Source organism: Veillonella parvula, assembly GCF_032575955.1.
GTDB lineage: Bacteria > Bacillota > Negativicutes > Veillonellales > Veillonellaceae > Veillonella > Veillonella parvula_J.
The window spans coordinates 24,765-46,662 of record NZ_JAWFXN010000003.1; the positions used below are offsets into that span (position 1 = coordinate 24,765).

22 protein-coding genes are annotated in these 21,898 nt (G+C 36.2%); 1 reads left to right on the forward strand and 21 read right to left on the reverse strand.

The features are described from left to right. Positions 1–59: 59 nt before the first annotated feature. From hpf to E7L28_RS04310, 5 genes are all read right to left on the reverse strand, one after another. Positions 60–587: a ribosome hibernation-promoting factor, HPF/YfiA family gene (gene hpf / locus E7L28_RS04290; protein ID WP_004693058.1), complete on the reverse strand. Its 528-nt coding sequence runs from the start codon at positions 585–587 to the stop codon at positions 60–62. A 241-nt stretch (positions 588–828) separates the two neighbouring features. Beyond that, complete coding sequence (locus tag E7L28_RS04295; protein WP_004693056.1) at positions 829–1,026, reverse strand: cold shock domain-containing protein; 198 nt, start codon at positions 1,024–1,026, stop codon at positions 829–831. A 516-nt stretch (positions 1,027–1,542) separates the two neighbouring features. Continuing rightward, a complete protein-coding gene (locus tag E7L28_RS04300; RefSeq protein WP_004693054.1) occupies positions 1,543–2,268 on the reverse strand; it encodes an amino acid ABC transporter ATP-binding protein in 726 nt (241 codons plus the stop codon). Continuing rightward, positions 2,265–2,921, reverse strand: coding sequence for an amino acid ABC transporter permease (locus E7L28_RS04305; RefSeq protein ID WP_004693053.1), 657 nt, complete (start codon positions 2,919–2,921; stop codon positions 2,265–2,267). Before E7L28_RS04305 ends, E7L28_RS04300 begins: the two co-directional genes overlap by 4 nt. Before the next feature lie 11 nt (positions 2,922–2,932). Next, positions 2,933–3,739 carry a basic amino acid ABC transporter substrate-binding protein gene (locus E7L28_RS04310; protein WP_008600779.1) on the reverse strand — a complete coding sequence of 269 codons (807 nt, stop codon included), beginning with the start codon at positions 3,737–3,739 and terminating at the stop codon, positions 2,933–2,935. Positions 3,740–4,642: 903 nt separating this feature from the next. On the opposite strand from E7L28_RS04310, the gene E7L28_RS04315 reads away from it, so the two are divergent. Then, positions 4,643–5,245, forward strand: a complete 603-nt coding sequence (locus E7L28_RS04315; RefSeq protein ID WP_004693025.1) for an HD-GYP domain-containing protein — start codon at positions 4,643–4,645, stop codon at positions 5,243–5,245. A gap of 41 nt (positions 5,246–5,286) precedes the next feature. Here E7L28_RS04315 and E7L28_RS04320 read toward each other — a convergent pair whose 3' ends face one another. From E7L28_RS04320 to polA, 16 genes are all read right to left on the reverse strand, one after another. Continuing rightward, on the reverse strand, positions 5,287–5,982 hold the full coding sequence (locus E7L28_RS04320; protein WP_004693022.1) for a ComF family protein: 696 nt from the start codon (positions 5,980–5,982) through the stop codon (positions 5,287–5,289). Then, the gene (gene recD2 / locus E7L28_RS04325) at positions 5,982–8,135 is read right to left on the reverse strand and encodes an SF1B family DNA helicase RecD2 (RefSeq protein ID WP_316691702.1); all 2,154 of its coding nucleotides are present in this window, start codon (positions 8,133–8,135) and stop codon (positions 5,982–5,984) included. Before recD2 ends, E7L28_RS04320 begins: the two co-directional genes overlap by 1 nt. Then, positions 8,135–8,899, reverse strand: coding sequence for a shikimate kinase (locus tag E7L28_RS04330; protein ID WP_316691704.1), 765 nt, complete (start codon positions 8,897–8,899; stop codon positions 8,135–8,137). The genes recD2 and E7L28_RS04330 overlap by 1 nt, the downstream gene beginning before the upstream one ends. Before the next feature lie 12 nt (positions 8,900–8,911). Continuing rightward, the gene (locus E7L28_RS04335; protein ID WP_123137981.1) at positions 8,912–9,844 is read right to left on the reverse strand and encodes a bifunctional riboflavin kinase/FAD synthetase; all 933 of its coding nucleotides are present in this window, start codon (positions 9,842–9,844) and stop codon (positions 8,912–8,914) included. A gap of 2 nt (positions 9,845–9,846) precedes the next feature. Beyond that, positions 9,847–10,788, reverse strand: coding sequence for a tRNA pseudouridine synthase B (locus E7L28_RS04340; protein WP_270278807.1), 942 nt, complete (start codon positions 10,786–10,788; stop codon positions 9,847–9,849). A gap of 2 nt (positions 10,789–10,790) precedes the next feature. Next, on the reverse strand, positions 10,791–11,732 hold the full coding sequence (locus tag E7L28_RS04345) for a DHH family phosphoesterase (RefSeq protein WP_004693013.1): 942 nt from the start codon (positions 11,730–11,732) through the stop codon (positions 10,791–10,793). A gap of 17 nt (positions 11,733–11,749) precedes the next feature. Beyond that, the gene (gene rbfA / locus E7L28_RS04350; RefSeq protein ID WP_004693011.1) at positions 11,750–12,106 is read right to left on the reverse strand and encodes a 30S ribosome-binding factor RbfA; all 357 of its coding nucleotides are present in this window, start codon (positions 12,104–12,106) and stop codon (positions 11,750–11,752) included. Between the two features lie 9 nt (positions 12,107–12,115). Beyond that, positions 12,116–14,578: a translation initiation factor IF-2 gene (infB, locus tag E7L28_RS04355; RefSeq protein ID WP_316691708.1), complete on the reverse strand. Its 2,463-nt coding sequence runs from the start codon at positions 14,576–14,578 to the stop codon at positions 12,116–12,118. Between the two features lie 15 nt (positions 14,579–14,593). Continuing rightward, complete coding sequence (locus E7L28_RS04360; RefSeq protein ID WP_004693007.1) at positions 14,594–14,899, reverse strand: L7Ae/L30e/S12e/Gadd45 family ribosomal protein; 306 nt, start codon at positions 14,897–14,899, stop codon at positions 14,594–14,596. Positions 14,900–14,911: 12 nt separating this feature from the next. Beyond that, positions 14,912–15,181: an RNase P modulator RnpM gene (rnpM, locus tag E7L28_RS04365; protein WP_004693005.1), complete on the reverse strand. Its 270-nt coding sequence runs from the start codon at positions 15,179–15,181 to the stop codon at positions 14,912–14,914. Positions 15,182–15,183: 2 nt separating this feature from the next. After that, entirely contained in the window at positions 15,184–16,260 is a 1,077-nt protein-coding gene (nusA, locus tag E7L28_RS04370) for a transcription termination factor NusA (protein ID WP_004693004.1), read from the reverse strand. A gap of 17 nt (positions 16,261–16,277) precedes the next feature. After that, complete coding sequence (locus E7L28_RS04375) at positions 16,278–16,736, reverse strand: ribosome maturation factor RimP (RefSeq protein ID WP_316691710.1); 459 nt, start codon at positions 16,734–16,736, stop codon at positions 16,278–16,280. Between the two features lie 263 nt (positions 16,737–16,999). After that, entirely contained in the window at positions 17,000–17,695 is a 696-nt protein-coding gene (locus tag E7L28_RS04380) for a hypothetical protein (RefSeq protein ID WP_316691712.1), read from the reverse strand. Next, positions 17,679–18,233, reverse strand: a complete 555-nt coding sequence (locus E7L28_RS04385; RefSeq protein ID WP_012864253.1) for a lytic transglycosylase domain-containing protein — start codon at positions 18,231–18,233, stop codon at positions 17,679–17,681. Before E7L28_RS04385 ends, E7L28_RS04380 begins: the two co-directional genes overlap by 17 nt. A 160-nt stretch (positions 18,234–18,393) precedes the next feature. Next, a complete protein-coding gene (gene coaE / locus E7L28_RS04390; protein WP_012864252.1) occupies positions 18,394–18,996 on the reverse strand; it encodes a dephospho-CoA kinase in 603 nt (200 codons plus the stop codon). A 29-nt stretch (positions 18,997–19,025) separates the two neighbouring features. Continuing rightward, complete coding sequence (gene polA / locus E7L28_RS04395; RefSeq protein ID WP_101928210.1) at positions 19,026–21,647, reverse strand: DNA polymerase I; 2,622 nt, start codon at positions 21,645–21,647, stop codon at positions 19,026–19,028. Between the last annotated feature and the right edge of the window lie 251 nt (positions 21,648–21,898).

Below are 21,898 nucleotides of genomic sequence, written 5' to 3' on the forward strand. Positions count from 1 at the left end.
AATAATCGGCTGATTTAAAGTAGAAAGGAGTTAGGATTAAGTTCAGCCGACATTATATATTATTGAAGTTCTGGCTCGATCAAACCATAGAAACCATCATGTCTACGATATACAACGTTCATCGATTCAGTTTCAGCATTGAAGAACATAAAGAAATCATGACCAATAAGATTCATTTGTAAAATCGCTTCCTCAACATCCATAGGACGCACAACAAAATGTTTGCGTTTTACAACTTCAATAGTTTCTTCTTCCACAGGAGTTGCCAAAGTTTCAGGATGGAAAGCTTCTTGTTTTTTGAAACGTTTAGCCAAACGAGTTTTATATTTATGGATTTGGCGAACAATTTTATCTACTACTAAATCAATAGCTGCATACATATCATCGTTGGTTTCCACACCACGAAGAACGATTTTATCAACAAAGCATGTAAGTTCAATTGTAGATTTATCTTTTACAACGGATAAAACCGCTTGTGCATTTAACTCATCATCGAAGTAACGAGTCAATTTACTCAATCTTTTTTCGATATATGCTCTTAAGGCATCTGTTACTTCAATGTTTTTTCCTCTAATTGCTACTTTCATAAGTCAACACCCTTTCTAAAAATCATCCACGAGATGCGAGTGTGTGGTATTATATAACCTTATCTCTCGTGTTATATTTAGTATTTCTACATCCAACTGTAAAACTCCTTCTTTTTTATCTAAAAATCTTATATTTTTTGTAGAATTATGTATAAAATGTATATAGAAAATCAAAAACCCTGATAGTATATACTATCAGGGTCCAATTATATATTGTTTTTATAATTTTTTTGGTATGTAGTTACGCTTTAACAACGTTAGCGGCTTGAGGTCCACGGTTTCCATCAACAATCTCAAATTCTACATTTTGACCTTCAGTCAAAGATTTGAAACCTTCGTCTTGGATTGCAGAGTAGTGTACAAATACATCGCTACCGTCTTCACGTTCAATAAAACCATAACCTTTTTCTGCGCTGAACCATTTTACTTTACCTAACATGGTAACATCCTCCTAAAAATATATATATTGTCTTGCTGTCTTGCTCTATATGTGTATCATAACACAGCATGTATAAAATATCAAACAACAATATTTACATTTTTAATGAATATACAAACACTAGAAATAAGAATATCATTTGCTGTAAATCTCAACAATCCCTATATCTATACATGTTATAAATAATTATATACACCCTATAAATTAATTGTATATTTTTATAATCATAAAAATATGTGAATTAAAAATTATTATTTTAAAAAATGACTGTATAAATTATTGTTATATCACAAATATTTATAGCAATAATCGTGTTTTTCAGATTAATCTACCCTGTAAATCTTTATACAAACTCTTTATAATTAATAAATTCAGTCTAAAAGTTATCAAATATATTAATAGATATTAAGCTATACATATATAATAAAAATTAATATAAATAGATAGGTTAAATTTAATGTAAAAAAACAGGAAGCAATTTCTAATTCTAGAATTTGCTTCCTATAATTATATTATTTAATCTAACAAAATTTTATCTAAGAATGATTTTGTTCTTTCATTGGTAGGTGCATCAAATACGCGTTCAGGTGTATTATCTTCTAAAATCAAGCCACCATCAACAAATAACACTCTATCCGCTACCTTTTTCGCAAAGCCCATTTCATGAGTAACGATGACCATCGTCATACCTTCCTCAGCTAAAGACTTCATAACATCTAGCACTTCACTAACCATTTCAGGATCAAGAGCTGAAGTAGGTTCATCAAAAAGCATTACTTTTGGTTTCATAGCTAAAGCACGAGCAATAGCAACACGCTGCTTTTGACCGCCTGACAAAGAATCAGGGTATGCATTGGCTTTATCCGCCAAGCCTACTCGATCAAGTAAAGCTTGACCTATCTTCTTAGCCTCTTCCATAGATGTTTTACGAACCTTAGTTTGTGCTAAGGTAAGGTTTTCCATAACTGTCATATGTGGGAACAAATTAAAGTTTTGGAATACCATTCCTACTTCAGCACGAACGTCATTTAACTTTTTCTTATCAGAAAGATCCATGCCATCTACGATAACCTTACCAGATGTAGGTTCCTCTAAATAGTTCATAGTGCGCAGTACCGTACTTTTACCAGAACCAGAAGGGCCGATGATTACAACTACTTGACCTTGTTTAATATGTAAATTAATACCTTTTAGTACTTCATTTTTACCAAAAGATTTATGTACATTTTCTAATTTAATCATTTAATGCTATATTTCCTTTCAAGATATCCAACTAATTGTGAGATAGTCACTGTCATAATAAGGTAAATCACAGCAACCGTACCCCAGATTTCAAAGGATGCATAGGTTTTAGCAATGATTAATTGACCACGACGTGTCAACTCCTCGAAACCGATAACAGAAACTAAAGAGGAATCTTTCAACATGGCAATAAATTCGTTCCCTAACGGAGGAATAATTGCTTTAAAAGCTTGAGGCATAATGATGTAACGCATGGTTTGTCCCCAAGTTAAACCAAGAGAACGACCAGCCTCCATTTGACCTTTATCAATAGATTGAATACCAGCACGGAAAATTTCAGATACATAAGCACCAGAGTTAATACTACATGCGGTAACAGCCGCAATATATGGATCAATCCGTTGACCTGTAATCATAGGCAAGGCAAAATAGATTAGGAAAATTTGCACCAGTAATGGTGTACCACGAATGATATCTACATAACATTTTGCAAGCAATCTAACTAATCTAAATTTAGATAAATTTGCTAAAGATACTAAAAGACCGATAAAAAAGCCACAACCTACAGACATGGCTGTAATTTCTACAGTCACTAGAGCACCTTGTAGCAAGAGCGGTAAATTATCCGCAATTAACCCCCAATTAAAACTCATAATCTCTCCTATTATTTAAATTCTAAAACTACTGGCATATCAGCAGGTGTATCTACATTAAACCATTTTTTATATAATGTATTAAATTCACCATCAGCCTTCATATCAGCAATTGCTTTATTAATTTCTTCTTGCAATGCTTTGTTATCCTTATTAATTGCTAAGCCCAAATATTCTTTAGTATTTGGATATGCCATAAATTTAATATGTTGATCAGGATGCTTAGTACTGTAATATTGAGCTACAGGTAAATCGATTACAGTTGCATCTACTCCACTATTTTGTAATTCTAACAAAGCTTCATTACTATGGTCAAATTCTTTTACAGTAGTACCTTCAATTTTATGAGCTAAATCTGCACCAGTAGTACCTAATTGGGCTGCAATTTTTTTACCCTTTAAGTCATCAAGAGAATTCACAGCCGTTCCATCTTTATATACTACTGCTAAGGCATTTTCATAATAAGGAGAAGAAAATAATACTTTTTCACTTCTCGCTTTTGTAATGGTCATACCAGATGCAGCAACATCAATATCATGTGTGTTCAAAGCTGGAATCAAAGCATCAAAAGCTACATTTTTTAGCTCTACATCTTTATTAATACGCTTACCGATCGCACGAATCAATTCAATATCAAAACCTGTATAATCTTGAGTTTTTTCATCTTTAAACTCAAATGGAACAAATGTAGCATTAGTGCCAACGACAAGTTTATTAGATGTAGGTTGATTAGAAGAACCACATCCACCAACTAAAGAAGCCGCCATCACTAACATACAACCGCCAAGAATTATTTTTTTTACTTTGCTATTTAACATATTATCAACCTCATTATTTTAACTTACTACTACTTTATAATAGTATATAGATTAAGTATAATTATGTCAATAATTTTGTATATAATTTTAGATGCAATCGCAAAATCTCTATATTTATATTTTAATTTTATACATTGTTTGTATAAATATTACGTTCATGTATAAAAACTTTCCCATAGTTAGTGGTTTTCTATAGATTTTATAATATACAACTGTATAAAAAAAGCACATGAGAAAAGCCTCATGTGCCCCTATACGGCTGACCTGGTCTTTGCCCCCACACTCGCCTGCTGGAAGGTTCGCTCATAAGTCCAAGACTCCCCACTACTACCTCTCTCGATTTTATCGGCAGGACTTACACCTAAGCCGCACCATGCTCACAACCCTTTGGGCTGCTTATGTGGATCGTTTTGCCTGCGACTAGCCTCGACTTTCAACCACAGACCCGTATAGACGTATTATAAAGAATAACAGTATTCATGTCTAGTTTTACTATTATTTTAAAAAATTTTGATTATATAGTTAAGTAGCCAAACATAATTTTTTTACCAAACATACTATCGCATAATTCTTAGAACAATGAGAATAAATTTTGCAACCCCTATTTGTTGATGTATAGAAAATTGGAATAGAAAACCTAAAATATTCTTCATAATATTTTAATATTTCTAAAATCACATTTTTTAAGTACCATATCTAGTGGATTCTTAAATTGTCAATTAGTTTTTGTATGCCAAATATGAATACAACATATTTGTAAGAACATACGTATCATACACAAAAAATTATTTATGGTGTATAATTTGTATACTGTTAAATTAGAACGGCCTAAAGTTGTACGATATGAACATAAGTACGAGGGGTTGTACCATATGTTCAGTTTGTTAGTTAGAGGGGTTTATTATGTTTATGTTATCATTGATGCAACCATCAGGTTTGTATGAACTGGAGAAAGATAGTTTAGAAGCCATAAGCGCACAACTTTTACAGATGATACAAATGAAAAGCTATCATCTCTATACACATTCTATCCAGGTTTCAAACTATGCTGTTAGCATCGCAGCTAAAATGGGTTTGCCATTAAATGAAATTGAACAGATTCGTCACGCAGCTCTACTTCATGACGTGGGTCTATTAATGGTACCTAATGCATTAATCCAAAAATCTCCATATCTTAATAAGCAAGAAATGTCTAAGTATAAACAACATGCGGCAAGTGGAGCCAATATGATTGAAAACTATCCTTGCTGCCAACAAATTTTGCCTTATATTCGTTACCATCATGAAAAATGGGATGGCTCTGGTTATCCCAAACATTTACGTGGTGCCAATATTCCGTTAGGAGCTCGAATTATTGCTGTAGCAGATTACTATGATACAACAGTTAATCCTTCTACTGAATTTTGGGCGAAAACAAAAGCTAAAGCAAAAGAAGAACTCTTTAGTGCATCTGGCTCACTATTTGATCCTGATGTAGTTAAAGCATTTATTGATGTGCTTGGCTAATATGAAATCAAATATTATATTCCTACATTTAGTAATAAAGATTAGAAACTACCACTAGCCAGCGTAAGGGCATCAATGCGTAGCGCTTTATGCTTTTGTAAGACTTTTGCTACAGCTTCAATTGTGGCACCTGTAGTATATATATCATCAACAATTAATATATTCTTATTGGTAAAATCAATATCCTTATAATCAGCACATATAACAAAGGCATCATCAATATTTTGATGTCTTTCTTTATTTGTTAATCCCCACATATCTCGAGAAGTATCAAACTTGTATATACAATCTAACCATTTAAAGTTTTTTCTATCTATCTCCCATAAAGAATGAGCCCATTCAAGAAAGAATAAATCTACTTGATTATATCCTCTCTTAGCTTTTTTCTTTTCGCTAGATGGTACAGGAACAATATAATCATACATAATTTTACAATTACTATTCACAATATTAGACTCATTATATTTCATGTAAAAGTTGTACGATACTAAAAAAGGAGCGGCCCCTTTGGACTGCTCCTTTTTTTCATTAAATTTTACATCGTAAATCATAGACTTTAGACCACCACGATATTCGGCCAACACACATACATCATCTACATAGTGTAAAAATTTATGTGGTACATGACGAATATGTAATAAATCTGTAAAACAAGCTTTACACCAATCCCCTTGTGTTGCCACAGGTGCACCACAGTGAGGGCATACAGGTGGAAATAGGAAATCCCAAAGACTCATTACGAATCACATCTCCCTTGTAGTCGTTCTTTAAACAATGTGTAACGTTCATCGGCATTAACAGTACGCACAGCACGTTCAACTGCGCTCGTAGTACCAACGATGATTACTTTACGCTTTGCCCGTGTAACAGCAGTATACAACAAATTACGTTGTAACATACCACCATAACGTGGAACAAATGGAATAATAACTACACCATACTCACTACCTTGACTCTTATGGACCGTAATAGCATAAGCAGGCATAATCATATGTGCTTCATCGATAGGTAGACGAACCTCTTTATGGATAAATCGGATACAAATATCGGTCCGCATAATAGCATAGATAACGCCAATTTCGCCATTAAACACTTCTAACTCATAATCATTGAGAATTTGAATAACCTTATCCCCAACGCGATACGTAATGCCATTGACACGAACTTCTCCCTTATAGCTATCTGGAGGGTTTACGGCTTGTTGTACATATTGTGATATCAATGTACTACCTGCTTCACCACGGCGCATAGGAGAAATAATTTGAATATCTAATTCATCCTCTATCGTCTCTTGTTCACGTTTATATACATCAATGATGGCTTTCATCATCATGTCATAAGATTTAACAGGAATAAAAGAAAACTCTTCGCTCACACCTTCCAGGTTAGGCATTTCACCACGGTTAATTGCGTAAGCACTTTCAACGATAGTATTACCAGAGCTTTGACGATAAATCTGATTAAGTCGTGTATAGGGCACACAATCACTATCTAATAAATCTTTTAATACGAACCCAGCACCTATAGGTGGTAATTGATCTACGTCACCCACAATAATGACATGGGCTTCCTTTGGAATAGCAGCCATCAAAGAATAGAATAAACGCACATTAAGCATAGATGCTTCATCGATGATAATGACATCTATATCTAGAGGATCATCTTCATTCTTTGTAAAGTCATAGGAGTCACTACCTTGAACAGGTACCAATAGACGATGAATTGTAGTAGCTTCAAACTCAGTGGCCTCGGTCAGACGCTTTGCAGCACGTCCCGTAGGAGCACAAAGTATAATGCGCCCCAATCCACCGAGTTGGAAACCTTTTACTAGTGCCTTGATGATAGTTGTTTTACCTGTACCAGGACCACCAGTTATAAGAGAAAACTTTTCAAAAAATGAGAGCTGTATAGCTTCTTTTTGAGCATCACCAAAGATAATGTAGTTGTCTCGTTCAAACTTTTCAATAAAACTAGAAATATCTAATGCTATTGGATCAGCTTCTAATAGAAACTCACGAGTATAGTGGACACCTTCCACTTCAGAAACATACATCTCTGGCGGATAGATATATAAGATATCTTCATAATACGTACTATACAGTGCACCTTGTTCCAGCAGGCTTTCAATAAAGTTCGCAATATCATCTACATCAGTTTGTAATAAATCGTCAAGTCGACCGATAAGTTGGTCTACTGGTAAACATGTATGACCTTGATTATCTAGACTACGTAGAATCCATTCTAAACCAGCCTCTAAACGGCGTGTATCACTACCATTAATACCAAGATGCTCTGCTAGTGTATCGGCCGTACCAAAAAGCATATCCGGTGCTACACGTAATAATGTATAAGGATTATCCTCTATAACTGCGACAGACTGCACACCATAATAGGTATATACAATACGACTCCATTTCGATGAAATGTGATGACTTTCAAAAAAATGATTTAAATCAGATAAAATACCTTCGCCAAGTAAGGTATTGAATAGCTCATCCTTAACACTCTTTCGGAGACCTGGAACATCTTTAATCTCTTCTGGACGTTCTTCCCGTAAAATTTCTAAAATACGAATACCGAAATATTCTAGTACCTTCTCTACGGATTTTTCACCAAAACCTTTTATTCCTAGATTCAACAAATAAGTCTTGGCAGCACCCATATTATCAGGTTTTAACTTTTCAACACTGCTCGCATCAAATTGGCGGCCGTACTTTTCATGTTCTACATAGCGGCCCCGTACTTCGATGTCTTCCCCTTCTTTAGGAGACTCAAATTTGCCAGTACAAGTAATGTATTCCTCATTATAATCTTTTAGGATAAACACGCAATATGTACGTTGTGTATTCTCATATATAGTTCGGTATACAAATCCTCGTATGGCGTCCATTATTTCTCCGTATTCGGCAAAGCTTCAATAATTTCTTGCACTGCATCGGTAATACTGCCTTCGTTACCAATTTTAATATGTGCTACTTCTTCATATAAAGGATTACGTTCTTCATATACATTAAAAATATATTCGATACTTTCTTTTACAAGCGGACGAATCTCTAGATCCAAATCATCTAAAATATGATTTACATCGCGGTTAACAAATACAACAAGACCATTATTGCGCATCAATTTAACAGTTTTATCATAGGTAACAGTGCCGCCACCTGTAGCAATGACAGATGGTTTATTGTGAATTAATTCTTTGATTGTACTATATTCATATTCACTGAAAGCATCTTTACCATCGTAAATATAAATATTTTGAACGGATTTACCTACCTTGTCTTGAATCGTTTGGTCTAGATCGAAAAAGTCGCGGCCTAACTCTTTTGCTAGAACCTTACCAACAGTAGTTTTACCTGCGCCAGGCATACCAATGAGAAAAATATGCTTATGCATATGCTCCTTTAAGAACTCATTACTCATAGAAACGACGGTTTTTATATAATTTTCAACATAAGGTGCTAAAACTTTATCTTTACAATTTTGAGTATGTAAAGCAATGATAGTTTCATCCCGTTCTTCATCAATAAGTGGTAAGTGATGTTCATCCTTATATTTACCAATTTCTTTAATCAGTGTGAGTCGCTTCTCAAACTCCGTAACTAATACAGAATCAATACTATCTATCTGTTTTCGAGCTTCTTTAATATCCATGAGAACCCCCTTTTATGCATTAGCCAAAATAGCTAGAGCCTGTTCTTCATCTACCTTCATTTGATTGATAAGATCTTGTAAATTATTAAATTTAACTTCCCCTCTAATATAAGAAATGAACTGTACAATTACTTCTTTTCCATATATATCTTGGTCAAAGTTAAAAACGTGTACTTCACATCTATGGTACTGATTTCTAAAGGTTGGATTATCTCCAATATTGCCTACCCCATCATACCAAATACCATCAATACATACACGATTAGCATAGACTCCGTCTGGAGGTGTAGCCATTTCATTAGGAAGTAATAGATTTAATGTAGGAAATCCTAATGTGCGTCCCCGTTGATCACCTTTAATCACAGTTCCTTTAAACTGGAATGGCCTACCTAGCCAATGATTTGCATCCTCCAAATGCCCTTCATGAATAGCTTTTCTAATTTCTGTACTAGAAATAGGTGTACTACTACCATCACAAGGTAATAAAGGCTGTACAAGAACTCGTATATTCTTATCCGCTACCACTTGTTTCATATATTCTGGATTACCAAGCCCCTTTGCACCAAATGTAAAGTTCTCACCGATTACAATAGCTTCCACATTCATATCATTGCAGAGTTCATGTAAAAATTCATCTGCAGTCATTTTTAATAATGCTTCAGTCATAGGTAACCGCAAAATATAGTCAACTTTGAGTTCTTCTAGCACAGTATCCATAATCTCTTCTTGAATCACTCGTTTAGGTACTCGTTCTGGATGTAATATAGTCAATGGATGATGCTCGAAGGTAATGATGATACTAACCCCATCGACTGATATAGCCTCTTCAACAGCCTTATGTATAACTCGTTGATGACCTCGATGAATGCCATCAAAGGTACCAAGGGCATATACTTTTGTATCTTTGATTTGACGTAGTTCATCAAACGAATGTAGTTGCTTCATACTTATCCTTCAATAAAAATATTTTTTTCCACTTTTAATGTGTGGTTGTTTCGTTTCATAATACCAATAAAACCATTCGGTCCATAAGCTCTATAGAGCTGACCAATTTCTGTGAAAGCAAATTCTTTACCAATCGGTAACTGCTTGCCTTCTATCATCATTCTTAATTGTACACTATTTACAGTTACTTTTGAAAGATGAGAAACAGCCGTATCTGTTGGCAATAACAGACTTTCACCATGTAGCATCAATTCTTCGGCCATCTTAGCAGAGCCGATATCAAAAGGGCCTACTTGAGTACGTGCCAAAGAAGTCATAGCGCCAGGAATACCTAAAGCAATACAAATATCGCGTAATAATGAGCGAATATAAGTCCCCCCTGAGCATGTCACGCGAATCGTGAAAAAAGGGAATCCATAAGCAATGAGCTCAATATTTTTAATATGAATTTGACGTAATGGTAGCTCCACAGGAATACCTTTACGAGCATATTCATAAGCTCGAATACCATTTACTTTAATGGCAGAATACTTAGACGGCCTTTGGTCCTGAACGCCAGCAAATTTTCTCAAAATACTAACCAATTCTTCAAAGCCTGGTTTAACCATCGTTGTCGAGATTTCTGTAGATTGAATAGCTCGATTCAATACAATACCATCTCGCAATAGCATATCATTATCTGGCAATACAGGTTGTCCTGAGCTATCTTCAGTATCTGTAAAAGTACCCAATTTACATTCTGCTACATAGGTTTTATCAAATTCATCCGTGTATTCTATAAGGCGCGTAGCCTTACCAAGAAACACAGGCAATACACCATAAGCCATAGGATCCAATGTACCGCTATGACCAATGCGCTTTTCCTTTAGAATACGACGACAAATAGCAACGGCATCATGGCTTGTAATGCCAGGTGGTTTTAAAAATGGTAATATCCCATCCATTATTAAATTACCTCAATGAGAGCTTGTTTTGCCTCTTCTAATGGTAGATTAATAGTGCAACCTGCAGCACGAATATGACCACCACCACCAAAATGGCTTGCTACAACGTTCACATCAATACCTTTGGAACGTAAACTTACACGTGTTATATCATCAGCTTCTGCTTTTAATAAAATTGCCACGTCTACAGTATCAACATTTCTAATAATATCTACAAAACCATCTGTATCATCGCCAAGAATAGTCATAGCCTCACGATTCAACTCGATGGTAGCAATCGTATCATTCTTGTAAAACTCGATAGTTTGCATAACTTGTTTTGTTAATTCTAAACGACTGGCAGATACGGCTTCTATGGTTTCAGAAATAACATTTGGTCTAGCCCCTGCAGCTACACATTTGGCAGCCATCTCAAGAGTATTTGCTGTAGTATTGCTAAATTTAAAGAAACCACAATCTGTAGCAATCGCCATATATAATGCAGTACCCATAGATTCAGTGATAGGCCAATTCCATTTTGTACATAAGTCGGTAACAATTTCACCAGTGGCAGCAAAGTCAGGCTTTAAATATAGATGGTCCGCGAATTCTGTATTAGAAATATGGTGATCTATATTAAAAATAGGTGCACTCCAAAGTGCACCTACTTTGCCAATTCGCTCATACGTGCTAGCATCCAAAACCATAAGCATATCAATATCAACTGGATTAGTTTCAAAATACGCTACATCATGAATGTGGTCCGTATATCGTAAGAATGTGTACTTCTCAGGAACTACATCATCCACTACCATATATACAGTTTTACCTTGTCCTACAAGGGCTTCGTAAAAGGCTACCATGGACCCAATAGCATCACCATCAGGTCTAATATGGACGGTTAGCATAATAGAATTAGCTTCACACAGAGCCATATGTAATTGATTAATAGTAATCTTACTCATGTTCTGTATCCTTTTTGTTAATTTATTTCTTCATCCTTTTTGATTTCATTCAAAAGGGATTCAATATGCATGCTATAGTCTAAAGACGTATCCTTATCAAAGGTGATGGAAGGAATATGGCGTAATTTAAGTACTTTACCAAGCTCTGTACGAATATGACCTGCTGCATGCTTTAATGCGATAAGGGTATCTTCTTTTTCCTTATCGGAACCAAACAAGGAAACATAAATCGTAGCTTCACGTAAATCACCTGTTACATGAACATCGGTAATAGTAGTGAAGCCGATACGCGGATCTTTCAATCCGCGCATCAACATTTGACTTACCTCTTGTTTGATAAATTCTTGTAATTTTCTGACACGAACATCACTCATATAAACCTCCTATAATTGAGGTGCAATTTCTTCCATCAAGTAAGCTTCAATAACGTCGCCTTCCTTGATGTCGCGGTATCCTTCTAAGGAGATACCACATTCAAAGGATGTTTTAACTTCCTTAACTTCATCTTTAAATCGACGTAAAGAATCAACCTTACCTTCAAATACAACGATGCCGTCACGAATTAAACGAACTTCAGAGTCGTTAGTAATACGACCTTCTGTTACATAAGAGCCAGCTACAATAGCCTTTGGTGTGGAAATAACCTGACGCACTTCTGCACGACCTACGACAACCTCTTTAAATTGAGGCGCCAACATACCGCGCATAGCAGATTCAACGTCATTGATAGCATCATAAATTACACGATATGTACGCAAGTCAACCTTTTCTTGTTCCGCTGCACGTCGAACATTAGCATCAGGGCGTACATTAAAGCCCATTACAATCGCATTAGATGCAGATGCCAACATGATATCCGATTCATTAATGGCACCTACTGCAGCATGAACAATAACAATACGAACCTCAGGGTTTTTGATGCCTTCTAAAGATTGACGCAATGCTTCTACAGAACCTTGAACATCGGCTTTGATGATAATATTAAGATCCTTCAACTCGCCTTGTTGAATTTGGTTGAAAATATCATCTAATGTAACTTTATGTGTAGCTTGCAATTCTTGAACCCGTTGCTTAGCAATACGTTTTTCAGCAATTGCACGTGCTTCGTTGTCATCCATACCATTTATAATTTCACCGGCTTGTGGAACTTCGGAGAAGCCCAAAATTTCTACCGGCATAGACGGACGAGCAACTTTTACTTTTTCACCGCGCTCATTTGTCATGGCACGTACTTTACCGTATGCAGTACCAGCAAGTACTGTATCACCTACACGAAGAGAACCTTTTTGTACCAAGACAGTACATACAGCACCACGACCTTTATCAAGTTGAGCCTCGATAACTACGCCATATGCCTTACGGTTAGGGTTCGCTTTCAATTCCATAACCTCTGCTACAAGCAAAATATTTTCAAGTAAGTCATCAATACCTTGTTTTTGTTTAGCAGATACAGGAACCATGATGACATCGCCGCCCCATTCTTCTGGTAAAAGACCATGTTCAGACAATTGTTGTTTAACATGGTCTGGGTTAGCACCTGGTTTATCCATTTTGTTGATGGCTACAATAATAGGTACATCTGCAGACTTCGCATGATTAATGGCCTCGATAGTTTGTGGCATTACTCCATCGTCAGCAGCTACTACGAGAACTGCGATATCTGTAGATTTTGCACCACGTAAACGCATAGCAGTAAACGCTTCATGACCAGGTGTGTCAAGGAATGTGATTTTATTATCCTTGTAGCGAACTTGGTACGCACCGATATGTTGAGTGATACCACCAGCTTCGCCAGCTGTTACATTAGTTTGACGAATTACGTCCAACAAAGATGTTTTACCATGGTCAACATGACCCATAATAGTTACTACAGGAGGACGTGGTTTTAACGTTTCTGGTGCATCTTCAATTTCGATAACATCTGTAGGATCTTCTTCTGGTTCTACTTCAGTTACAGTTACACCGAACTCTTCAGCTACAATAGTAGCTGTATCTACATCAACCTCTTGGTTAATGCTGGCCATAACACCTAAAAGCATCAATTTCTTGATGATTTCAGATACTTCACGACCCATTTTTTCAGCTAATTCTTTAACAGTTAAAGGACCGCTCAATTCAATTTCTGTAGCAATTGCTGCTTCAGCTTTACGTTCAGCTTCTGCTTTTTGCTGTAAGTACTGCTCGTTACGATGTTTTACGCGATTCTTCTTTTTTTGCATAGATGTAGATAACAAGGATTGAGGGCGGTTATTGCCACCTTTTTTATTTTTCTTGTTACGGCGATCATTATTAGAATTGCGGTTATCGTTATTGCGGTTGTCGTTATTACGATTATCGTTGTTGCGATTATCATTATTACGCGCATCATTAGAACGAACGTTATTACGGTTATCATTATTGCGGGTATTATTAGGGCGATTGTTAGCGCGGTCTCCACCATGTTGGTTACCATCGGATTTGCGTGTAGGCTCAGAGATTTGTACATGACGTACATTGCCTTTTTTATGGTCCTTTTGTTTAGATTGATCGTCTTGTTTTTGACCAGATTGTTTATGTTTATCTTTTTTCTGTTCGTTAGAACGATTTGAATGTTGTTTATGTGACGCAACTTCTTGTTTATGAGCTGCAGGAGCAGACTTTTGTTCTACCTTTTTTTCTATTTTTTGTGCTACTTTAGGAGCTTCAGATTTTTTACCTAATTGTTTTTTTACAATTTCATAACCTGAATCATCTACAGAATTAACTGCTTTCGTAACATTGATATTATTTTGTTGCAAGATAGAAATGACCTGCTTACTTTCTACGCCGAACTCTTTGGCGATTTCATGAACGCGCTTTTTGGACATCTACATACCCCCTTATTATCGATCAATCTCTTTAAGTAATGCCTTTGCAAATCCATCATCTAGTACGGCAACTACTACCCTAACTTCCTTACCAATGGCCGTTCCTAAAGCCTCTTTATTGGCAATACTGTGAAGTGGAATGTGATGGGTTTCTGCTAATTGAGTATATTTCTTTTCATTATTGGCTGCACAGTCACCAGCGAGAAGTACCAATTTCGGTTCCTTTCTCTTTATAGCTTTTTCTACGATAAAATCACCAGAAATAACTTTTCCTGCTCGTTGTGCTAAGCCTAAGAGATTCAAAATTTTATCTTCATTCATGTATATCAGTGATTACTCATTCTCTTGTAAATCACGTTGTAATGCTTCGTATATCTCTTTAGATACACTATGTTTTAATGATCGTTCTAATCGTTTTGCCTTATAAGCCTGCTCAAAACACGACATAGACTCACATAAATAAGCTCCACGTCCTGGTGCTTTACCGCTGCGATCAATAGTGATATTGCCGTCTGGACTCAAGGCTACGCGAATCAACTCTCGTTTTGCCTTAGGTTCACCACATCCTACGCAAGTACGCATAGGTTGGGATTTTGGTTTCATGACTATTCACCATCCTCAGCATTGCCAAAACCTGTGAAAGGTTCTTCAGCAGCTTGAGTTTCGCTTTTAATATCAATTTTCCAGTTAGTCAACTTAGCAGCTAAACGAGCATTTTGACCAGCCTTACCAATAGCTAAAGATAATTGGTAATCAGGCACTACTACATAAGAAGCTTTTTCTTCTTCGCTTACATCTACCGATACAACCTTCGCAGGGCTTAAGGAGTTAGCAATATAAATTGCTGGATCTTCATCCCATTTAACAATGTCTATTTTTTCATCGTGTAATTCATCAACAATATGTTGTACACGTTGCCCTTTAGGACCTACGCAAGCACCAACAGGATCAATATTTTCATCACGACTATATACGGCGATTTTAGAACGCATCCCCGGTTCACGAGCTACAGACTTAAGCTCTACTACGCCTTCAAAGATTTCTGGAACCTCTAATTCAAATAGACGTTTTAATAGACCTGGATGTGTACGAGAAATCATAATTTGAGGGCCTTTCGTAGTTTTCTTAACCTCTACGATATAGCATTTAATACGATCTCCTTCACGGTATGTTTCAGTAGCAATTTGTTCAGTTGGAGGTAAAATTGCTTCTGTTTTACCAAGGTCGATAAACACATTTTTACCTTCGACACGTGTAATAACACCAGTGATGATATCACCTTCACGACTGTAGTATTCCTCATATACTACACTGCGCTCAGCCTCTTTTAAACGTTGAATAAGCATTTGTTTTGCAGTATGGGCAGCACTACGACCAAAGTTAGCAGGAGTTACATCGACTTCTACTACATCACCAATCTCAAAACGCTTATCTTTTTTGCGAGCATCCAACAAGCTAATTTCTGTTTCAGGCAATTCAACAGTTTCCACAACTTGTTTTTTGGCCATTACTTTATAAACACCTGTTTCGCGGTCAATCACAACGTACGCATCTGGATTAGATGTTGGTTCTTTGCGATATGCTTGCAGTAATGCAGCCTCTAAGGATTCAAAAATAACCTCAGGAGCAAAACCTTTTTGTTTTGTAAGCACCATTACCGCTTGAATTAATTCTTGACTCACTCGTATGCCTCCATATATTAAAAATCAAGATGTAATCGAATTTGTGCAATAGCAGAACGTTCAAATGTTATGCTTTCACCATTGATAGTAAATTCGATAGTTGTGTCTGTAAAACCTTGTAATGCACCAGTAAATTGTTTACTACCATTAATAGCCTTAAACAACTGAATATCTACATCACGGCCATTATAGCGAACTAAGTCCTTGTCTTTCTTAAGAACTCGATCAAGACCGGGAGAAGATACCTCCAATAAATAGTTTTCCGTAATTGGATCCTTTTCGTCGAGGACAGCACTTAATTTTTCGCTCACCAACTGACAGTCATCCAAATCTACACCACCTGGTTTATCAAGGTAGACACGTAAATACCAATCCCGTTCACGTACATAGTCTACATCGACGAGTTCCATATCGGTGCCGGCTATAATACCTTCAACCACAGAGGATACAAACTCCTCCACTGCTTCTCTTTTCATAGCCATCGCCTCCTTACTTACTACATCTTGTATATATCTCTTGATAAAAACACTATAAAATTGAGCTAATCATAAATGAAAGAGTGGACATACGCCCACTCTTTTAAAAGATTTATATAAAAGTCATATATAGTATATCACATTTACTGCGTATATACAAATTCTACGTTTTCTAATGGGCATTAAAGAAACCAATCCCACATAAGTCATTTTATAAAAACAAACAAATGACAAAAAATAGCATAGTTAAATCTATCCAAACTTTAATCAATGCGCTCATTCAAACCTTTTAATATAGCACCTAAATGCTCGCGCAATAACAATGCTAAATCATCTAGATTTTTTGCATCTAAATGATGGTCAATTTCTGGATAGCTTTTATACCGAAGTTCCGCAAAGTATTCATCACGTAATTCATTATAATACAATAGTAAGCCTGTACACTCGTCCATCTTACGGTATTCGCCGATGATAAAAGACCCATTAATCATGCGAATCGCATGGGCTGGATCAATATCGCGTACAAAACCTTCTAACTCCTCAGGCATAACTTGTGAGAAGTCCCATTCAGGAATTCCTCGGCGACGATAAGTAAAGGTAAAGTTATTAGCAGGTTCTATTAACATATTGGTTAACCCTTTTACACATCGTTCTTGTAGCCCTGTCCAAAAAGACTCTAAATCGGCTCGCACAAAAGAAATGTCCACAAAGGAAAATAGTGGCATTTCTATATGTACTGTATAGTCCTCTACCTCTTTATCATATAAGGCTGACCAACGCCATCCCAAATCGTTTTGATAGTGGAAAATAGGTACCTTCAATACGTCTTCACCAGCACTAATACGATTAGCTAACTTTGTATAGTCAGTTTCAGTAGAGGTAACTAGTGTAAAGCCTTCAATAGATTGAGGCAACCATGAATAGTCTAAGGCTTTACAAGCTTCAATAATCGTTTCCATATAATGCCTCATATCTTTCTTGATACTGTAAGACTGCTTTTACATAGCTACGAGTCTCAGGAAACGGAATCGTATCAACCATTCCATTCCAGTTATTTTCGTGAATCCACGATTCCACATGACCACGACCAGCATTATAAGCAGCTAATGCTAGTACTTGATCCCCATTAAACTCCTTCAGCAAATGACCTAGGTACCAAGTACCTAGCTCAATATTTATAGTAGGTTCTTTTAATTGACGATCTGTATAATTGCCATGCCCAACTTGTTGTGCCACCCAACGAGCTGTATCTGGCATGAGTTGCATCAATCCAAGCGCACCGGTTTCAGACTCCGCTGTGTTTTTATACTTGCTTTCAGCTAAGATAACACTGGCCACCAAAGACGGAGGTACCTGCTCTTTCTCAGCTGCGGCTATAACTTCCTCTTTATAGTTAAAGGGATACGCGATTTGACGCGCGAAATGGTCATCTAGATATGTAAAATAAAACCATCCTAGTACGACACAGGATAGTGCCGTTGCCGTTGCACGTTTCATATATCCCCCTTTCTACATACAAACTGAAAATAGTCATCAAAATCTAACATATAACAAATGCTAAACTAATATTATGCTAAGTTTTATGGGCTTATTATACCATTTATTACTATTATTTATATACCAAATTTGACACATAAAATGGCAATTATCAATTTTCTTATAGAACTGATTCAATACGCTCATTCCAGATGGTATCTAATTGTTTCTTTAAATCCAAAGTTGTACCATTATTATCAATGATTACATCCGCATAAGTCCGTTTGTCATCAAGACGCATTTGACTCTTAATACGAGCCAATGCATCCTCTTTGGTAAATCCATTGCGGTTCATTAAGCGCTCAATTTGAGTTGACTCATTCACATATACGAGCCACACCTCGTCCATCATGGTATACCACTCTCCTTCGATAAGTAAAGGAATGTCATATAGTAAAACTGGTGTATGCAGTGCCTCATAATGAGCTGTGAGCTCCATGATTCGATTTTGAATATGCTCTTTTAAACAACCATTCAGTTGTTGGCGTTTTTTTTCATTGTGAAAGATAATAGCCCCTAATGCTTCTCGGTTTAATGTCCTATCATCGTGCAATACATCGGTTCCAAATGCAGCTACAATTGCTTCTAGCCCTTTTGTACCAGGCTCTACAACTTCACGAGCCACAATATCAGCATCGATATACGGTATACCTTTATCCTTAAAATATGTAAGAACTGTACTTTTGCCAGATGCAATGCCACCAGTTAAGCCAATTTTAAACATATATACCTTCTATTAATTATAAATATATATTACTTTACTAATGCCCAGTTTTCTGCATGATGTACGTCTACAATAAGAGGTACTTGTAGCTCTACAACAGATTGCATTGTATTACGTAATAATTCCTCTATAGCTTCTAATTCAGAGTTCACCACTTCAAGTACTAGTTCGTCATGTACTTGTAATAAAAGTCGAGACTTAAAGTTTTGTTCTTCTAATTTTTGCTCCACTTGGTTCATGGCTAACTTAATAATATCTGCGGCAGTACCTTGAATTGGCGTATTCATTGCAGTTCGTTCAGCAAAGGAACGACGGTTAAAGTTACGACTATTAATATCAGGTAACTCGCGTTGACGACCAAACATAGTGCGAACCTTGCCTGTTTCATGAGCCTCTTGAACCATTCGATCCATATACTCTTTAACCTTAGGATAACGGCTAAAATAAAGATCAATATAGTTTTTAGCTTCACCCCGTGTAATACCAAGGTCACGAGATAAACCAAAGTCAGAAATACCGTAAATAATACCGAAATTAATCGCTTTCGCATGAGAACGTTCTTCGCTAGTTACATCATCTTGAGCTTTACCAAGCACCTCTGCAGCAGTAAAACGGTGAATATCCTTGCCTTCTACAAAGGCTTTAATCAATGCTTCATCGCCAGATAAATGGGCTAAAATGCGCAACTCAATTTGGGAGTAATCGGCACTCACCAATGTATCATATCCAGCACCCGGATAGAATAAGGCACGAATTTCACGGCCTTTTTCGGTACGAACAGGAATATTTTGCAAGTTCGGATCAGATGAGCTAAGTCGACCTGTAGCCGTAACCATTTGATTGAAAGTCGTATGAATACGACGAGTCTTATCATTGATAAGAACTGCCAAACCTTCACAATAGGTAGATACTAATTTAGCAACAGAACGGTATGCCAAGATTTTTTCAACAATCGGACTTTCGTGACGAAGCATATCCAGTACTTCCGCATCTGTAGAATAGCCGGTCTTAGTTTTCTTGATGATTGGCAAGTTCATCTTTTCAAACAAGATTACACCCAATTGTTTAGGTGAATTGATATTGAAATTTTCTCCAGCTAATTCATAAATCTCTTGTTGTACTTGGGCTAGTTCCTCTTTAAAACGAGTTGTTGTTTCCGCTAACTTCTCTGTATCGATATAGATACCATTCTTTTCCATCACTACTAAAGTATGAATCAAAGGCAACTCAATCGTTTCATATAAAGACCATAACTCTTCACGACGAGCAGATTCACAAGCTGCTTCGTTCATGGCGAGTAATGCTTTCACCATGGATACGCATTCTACATCTACACTACCGCTAGCAATGCTAGGTACAGAGAAGCGCTCAGTTAGATATAGATATCCATAATTAGTACGCGTAGGATCTAATAAATACGCAATGAGAGACATATCGTGAACACGAGCAGTTTTATCAGCATTAAATAAAGAAATCTCAGCTGGCACATCTGCACCAAAGGCTTCGATAATCTCCTTGGTCTGAGTTGTAACGATGGCTTTAGCACCTTGTAAAACAGCTAAAACAGCTTTAGTATCGTCTGTTTTTACAATAGTATCACCATTAGATAGATACGTATTCGTTACCGTTCTAAATGGTGTTTTTCCATCTAATATAACATGTACTGCTACCGTTTTATCTTTATAGAAGTCGGCTGTTAATACTTTAGCATCTGCTAAATCATCTAAGGAAATCTCCTCTTGTGGTGCAAATAATGAGCCTGGATCTCCAAAAGCTGCTTCCTCGCCCCCCATTACTTGAACAATGCGAGGTGTTAATTTAGTGAAGCCTAAAGTTTCAAATAAAGGCTGTACTTCAGAGGTATGGAAGTTTTGTACAAAATCTTCTACTTTATAAGATAACTCCATATCTGTTTTTATTGTTGCCAACTCACGAGATAAAAAGGCTAACTCTTTATTCTCTACGAGACGCTCTTTTAATTTCTTACCAGAAATGTCTTCAATATGTTCGTATACAGATTCAAGATTGCCATATTCGGTAATTAATTTAAGCGCTGTTTTCTCACCTACGCCTGGTACACCTGGAATATTATCGGAAGAGTCACCCATAAGCGCCTTCATTTCGATAACCTTATCAGGACCATAACCATAAAGCTCCTCCATATTATCTAGAGTAACTTCTAACATATCAGAAATACCTTTTTTAGTTAAGAACACATGACTATGTTCTGTTACAAGCTGTAAATTATCGCGGTCACCTGTAATAATTTGGACAGCCATTTCAGGGGCTCCAAACTTTTTACTTAAAGATCCAAGAATATCATCCCCTTCAAAGCCTTCTTCTTCGATGACACAAATACCCAATGCTTTTAATACATCTTGAATTAAAGTAAATTGTGGACGCAAATCCTCAGGTGCATCTGGACGATTTCCTTTATATTCACTATACATTTCAGTACGGAATGTTTGACGACCTTTATCAAAAGCTACGGCAATATAGTCAGGATTAATTTCTTCATACAATTTAATGAGCATCGTTAAGAAGCCATATACTGCATTCGTTGGTGTTCCTAAAGCGGATTTCAACGGTGGTAATGCAAAAAATGCGCGAAATAACAAACTGCTGCCATCTATAATCATTAATTTTTTCATAAGACACCTCACTTAATTCTATTCTTCATTATAACATAAGGACCCTTTTAACTTTCATAAATAAAAATTAATATATTGTTACACTATAAAATAAATGATTAATTTAATTTTAAAAACCACATATATGCTTTCATAAATAAACAGTAGAATATGTTTTATAAATCATGTCATTAAGGAAAATATTGGGCTGAAAAGTCCTTGCGTATCAATATTTGGTATGATATAATCATTCAGGTATAAGAAACGATTTT

Coding starts and splice junctions, on each gene's coding strand:
- hpf (WP_004693058.1), bottom strand. CDS start 587: ATGAAAGTAGCAATTAGAGGAAAAAACATTGAAGTAACAGATGCCTTA.
- E7L28_RS04295 (WP_004693056.1), bottom strand. CDS start 1,026: ATGTTAGGTAAAGTAAAATGGTTCAGCGCAGAAAAAGGTTATGGTTTT.
- E7L28_RS04300 (WP_004693054.1), bottom strand. CDS start 2,268: ATGATTAAATTAGAAAATGTACATAAATCTTTTGGTAAAAATGAAGTA.
- E7L28_RS04305 (WP_004693053.1), bottom strand. CDS start 2,921: ATGAGTTTTAATTGGGGGTTAATTGCGGATAATTTACCGCTCTTGCTA.
- E7L28_RS04310 (WP_008600779.1), bottom strand. CDS start 3,739: ATGTTAAATAGCAAAGTAAAAAAAATAATTCTTGGCGGTTGTATGTTA.
- E7L28_RS04315 (WP_004693025.1), top strand. CDS start 4,643: ATGTTTATGTTATCATTGATGCAACCATCAGGTTTGTATGAACTGGAG.
- E7L28_RS04320 (WP_004693022.1), bottom strand. CDS start 5,982: ATGAGTCTTTGGGATTTCCTATTTCCACCTGTATGCCCTCACTGTGGT.
- recD2 (WP_316691702.1), bottom strand. CDS start 8,135: ATGGACGCCATACGAGGATTTGTATACCGAACTATATATGAGAATACA.
- E7L28_RS04330 (WP_316691704.1), bottom strand. CDS start 8,899: ATGGATATTAAAGAAGCTCGAAAACAGATAGATAGTATTGATTCTGTA.
- E7L28_RS04335 (WP_123137981.1), bottom strand. CDS start 9,844: ATGAAGCAACTACATTCGTTTGATGAACTACGTCAAATCAAAGATACA.
- E7L28_RS04340 (WP_270278807.1), bottom strand. CDS start 10,788: ATGGATGGGATATTACCATTTTTAAAACCACCTGGCATTACAAGCCAT.
- E7L28_RS04345 (WP_004693013.1), bottom strand. CDS start 11,732: ATGAGTAAGATTACTATTAATCAATTACATATGGCTCTGTGTGAAGCT.
- rbfA (WP_004693011.1), bottom strand. CDS start 12,106: ATGAGTGATGTTCGTGTCAGAAAATTACAAGAATTTATCAAACAAGAG.
- infB (WP_316691708.1), bottom strand. CDS start 14,578: ATGTCCAAAAAGCGCGTTCATGAAATCGCCAAAGAGTTCGGCGTAGAA.
- E7L28_RS04360 (WP_004693007.1), bottom strand. CDS start 14,899: ATGAATGAAGATAAAATTTTGAATCTCTTAGGCTTAGCACAACGAGCA.
- rnpM (WP_004693005.1), bottom strand. CDS start 15,181: ATGAAACCAAAATCCCAACCTATGCGTACTTGCGTAGGATGTGGTGAA.
- E7L28_RS04375 (WP_316691710.1), bottom strand. CDS start 16,736: ATGAAAAGAGAAGCAGTGGAGGAGTTTGTATCCTCTGTGGTTGAAGGT.
- E7L28_RS04380 (WP_316691712.1), bottom strand. CDS start 17,695: ATGGAAACGATTATTGAAGCTTGTAAAGCCTTAGACTATTCATGGTTG.
- E7L28_RS04385 (WP_012864253.1), bottom strand. CDS start 18,233: ATGAAACGTGCAACGGCAACGGCACTATCCTGTGTCGTACTAGGATGG.
- coaE (WP_012864252.1), bottom strand. CDS start 18,996: ATGTTTAAAATTGGCTTAACTGGTGGCATTGCATCTGGCAAAAGTACA.
- polA (WP_101928210.1), bottom strand. CDS start 21,647: ATGAAAAAATTAATGATTATAGATGGCAGCAGTTTGTTATTTCGCGCA.